This is a genomic window from Bacteroidota bacterium, assembly GCA_030706565.1.
Lineage (GTDB): Bacteria > Bacteroidota > Bacteroidia > Bacteroidales > JAUZOH01 > JAUZOH01.
In genome coordinates this window covers 1-3544 of the sequence record JAUZOH010000386.1, presented here as the reverse complement: position 1 = coordinate 3544, position 3544 = coordinate 1, and the positions used below count along the sequence as shown (strand labels likewise).

Here is a 3544-nt window from a genome sequence, read left to right as displayed (position 1 = left end):
TTTATTCAAACTTTTTATTCTCCATAAAATACAGGAGAATGAGATCGCTTCGCTTAGTTGTCGTCACAAAAAGTTTACAAAAAAGACTGTGACTGCGTCAACTCATTACGCCTCCTGGCGTCGGCTTCATTCAGACAGTACGCAGTCAATAAGGATTTTGTTTTTTACGCTTCGCGGAGGAAAGTCCTGGAACTTTTTAATGAATCATCGGCCTGTTTTAACCCCTGATAAAGAATGTGGGATTAAAGGACAATAAATCAATGACTTTAATTTTATTCCGTTCAGGGAAATATTTAGTCACAAAACTTCAATGAATAATCAAAAGAATATTTTTCAAACAGTTTTTTAATATCCCCTTTTTCGAAGAGTTGAATAGATTTTTCCCCTTCTGATGAATTTTTATATAAGTTCCAGATGTAATTTGTAAAATTCATGATATAGAAAATATTTCTGTTTTTTTAATTTCTGGAAAATACAAATTTTCATCTAAACATAACAAAACAATTTGATTTTAAAACGACAAAAAACCCCGAAGAAAAATCTTCGGGGCCAGAAAGCTTTAAATATTTTTTAAATATTGAATTCGCTGCGGATGGCATCGACATAATCGAGTTTTTCCCAGCCAAAAAATTCGGCTTCTTTAAATTCAGGAGTTCCGTTTCCATTTCCGTTGGCATGAGGAAACAGGGCAACTTTTTCCTTGTAAGGGGTACGTCCCATGTGCCCGAAAGCAGCAGTAGCCTTGAAAATCGGGTTCTTCAATCCGAAACGTTTTACAATGGCATTGGGCCGCATATCGAATAATTTATTCAACTTGATGGCTATTTCGGCATCCGAAATTTTCACGTGCGAAGTCCCGTTGGTATTGACATACAAGCCTACCGGATCGGCCAATCCGATTGCATAGGCTACCTGAACAAGCATTTCATCAGCAAGTCCCGCTGCAACGGCATTCTTGGCAATATGACGGGCTGCATAAGCAGCTGAGCGGTCAACCTTGGAGGAATCTTTTCCGGAAAAAGCACCGCCGCCATGAGCACCCCGGCCGCCATAAGTATCAACAATAATCTTACGGCCGGTCAGGCCGGTATCCCCGTGAGGGCCGCCAATTACAAACTTACCGGTAGGATTGACATGAAGAATAATTTTATCATTAAACAAATGCTGAATCCTTTCAGGAAGCTGGGCAATCACCCTGGGGATCAGAATATTCTTGACGTCATTCTTGATGACGGCCAGCATTTCCTCATCCTCGTCAAAATCATCATGCTGGGTCGAAACCACAATGGTATGTATTCTTTCAGGTTTATTGTTCTTGCCATATTCAATGGTTACCTGTGATTTGGAATCCGGGCGGAGATAAGTCATAAATAAACCTTCGCGGCGGATGGTCGATAATTCCTTTACCAGCAAATGAGCCAGCTCAATGGGCAAAGGCATGTATTCGTCGGTTTCTTTGCAGGCATAACCAAACATCATGCCCTGGTCGCCGGCGCCCTGCTCCTCTTCTTTTGCCCTGACCACCCCCTGATTGATATCAGGCGACTGTTCATGTATGGAAGAAATAACGCCACAGGAATCTGAATCAAACATATACTCGGCCTTGTTATAGCCGATTTCCTTAATCACGTTACGGGCAACCGTCTGTACATCAACATAAGCCTTAGTCCTGACCTCACCGCTCAGGACAACCAAACCCGTTGTAACCAAAGTTTCACAAGCCACCTTTGATTCGGGGTCACGTCTAAGAAATTCATCAACTAAAGCATCAGAAATCTGATCGGCAACTTTGTCGGGATGTCCCTCAGAAACCGATTCAGACGTAAATAAATATCCCATGTCTATAAAATTAAATTAAATGAATTTGAAGGGAAATCTAGGGTTGATTGTGCAGAAGTATTGTTTTAGCATTTTTTTCTGTGGTTGCAATCAATCAAATTTTTCCACATATATTGGGCACAAAATTATTACAAATTTTTTATTGCACAAAAAATTAACGGGTCAACTCCTGAAAAATTTCCTCCAGATTTTTCTCATGCTTCTGCATGGAAAGAACAGCCAGGTTTTTAGCCACAGCCAGGTTAAAGATATCCTGGCGCACGTCATGATCGGGACTGCTTTGTACCAGCCATTGGTTGTTTTTCAGTTTGGCTGCCTTATTTACGCCGGGAAGATTGAGTAATTCATTCTCGTCAATATCCCCGTTAAATTCAACCATCGTGGTTAAAAACTTCTCGGCAGTATGCTGGTGCATATTTTGGGCGGAATCATTGGCAATAATTTTTCCTTTATTGATGATGATTACCCTGTCGCAGATAGCTTCCACCTCCTGCATGATATGGGTGGAAAGGATCACCGTTTTTTCCTTGCCGCATTCGGAGATGAGGTTGCGGATTTCAACAATCTGGTTGGGATCAAGGCCTGAGGTAGGCTCATCAAGGATCAAAATGGAAGGATTATGAATCAAGGCCTGTGCCAGTCCTACCCGTTGACGGTATCCTTTTGACAAAGCGCCAATTTTTTTTCTTTGTTCAACTTCAAGGCCGGTTTTTTGAATTATTTCATCTATCCTCGCTGTTTTGTCTTTTCCAAGGTCGTAAATGCCGGCAACAAATTCCAGGTATTCCCTGACGTACATATCGGGATAAAGCGGATTGTTTTCAGGGAGATAACCAATATGGCGGCGTACTTCTATCGTATCGTCCAGGACATGAATATCATTGACCCATACATCCCCCGATGAAGCAGGCAGAAATCCGGTAATAATTTTCATCATGGTTGATTTTCCCGCGCCATTAGGGCCAATGAAACCAACTATTTCGCCCGAACCAATTTGAAAACTCACATCATCCAATGCTTTCTGGCTGCCATAAGTTTTGGACACATGCTTTACAATTATCGACATATCTTAATTTTTGAAAAAAACCACGCAAATTTAACTATTTATTTTTCTCATTTTTTAGTTTTTAATCCCTGTGTTTATCAGCGAAAAAAAATTTACCACAAAAGCTTAAAGAAGTATACCTGGTTCTCCTGGTAACTTGATTGTACTCAACCGTAAAAAGATGATTCTACAACTTTGCCGAATAACAAAAATGATGGCACGCTGTCATTCCTTCGGAATTTATATTAATAACTCTGATCCCGCGGTAATAAATTTGGGGAGTAGAATAATTGTGGCAATAAAAAAAACGAACTCCAAAAAACATAAAACTTATTTTAATGGATACTTTACATTTAATTGACACTTTTTGTCGTCACTAACGGTGCCAAAAAAAGACTTGTCGAAAAAAACTAGCAACTTTCCCAATAAGCGAATGCGCTCAACTCGTTTTTTACTCATGGATTCAATTAGAGACAAGTATTTGGTGAAATAGAAGGTTGGGTTTATAGTTTAAATTTTATATGTTCCTTTTTTGTCGAAAAAAGGAACCAAAAACTCTTGGCTGCGCAAACGCGCTCCTTCGCCAGTAGGCGAATGCGCTTGAACGGTGCGCAGCCAAAGCGGAATGTTGTTTACGCTGCGCTAATAATAAATGTCAGA

The 3544-nt window shown here is 40.2% G+C and carries 3 protein-coding genes; 1 reads left to right on the top strand and 2 read right to left on the bottom strand.

Translation table 11 applies throughout. The annotated features are described in order from the left end of the window. Positions 1-256: hypothetical protein (locus tag Q8907_14480; GenBank protein MDP4275478.1), on the top strand; the 256-nt coding region annotated here is incomplete at its 5' end. A gap of 314 nt (positions 257-570) precedes the next feature. On the opposite strand, the gene metK is transcribed toward Q8907_14480, so the two are convergent. Together metK and gldA are read right to left on the bottom strand one after the other, a co-directional pair. After that, a complete protein-coding gene (gene metK, locus Q8907_14475; GenBank protein MDP4275477.1) occupies positions 571-1839 on the bottom strand; it encodes a methionine adenosyltransferase in 1269 nt (422 codons plus the stop codon). A gap of 154 nt (positions 1840-1993) precedes the next feature. After that, complete coding sequence (gene gldA, locus Q8907_14470) at positions 1994-2905, bottom strand: gliding motility-associated ABC transporter ATP-binding subunit GldA (GenBank protein ID MDP4275476.1); 912 nt, start codon at positions 2903-2905, stop codon at positions 1994-1996. Positions 2906-3544: the final 639 nt, after the last annotated feature.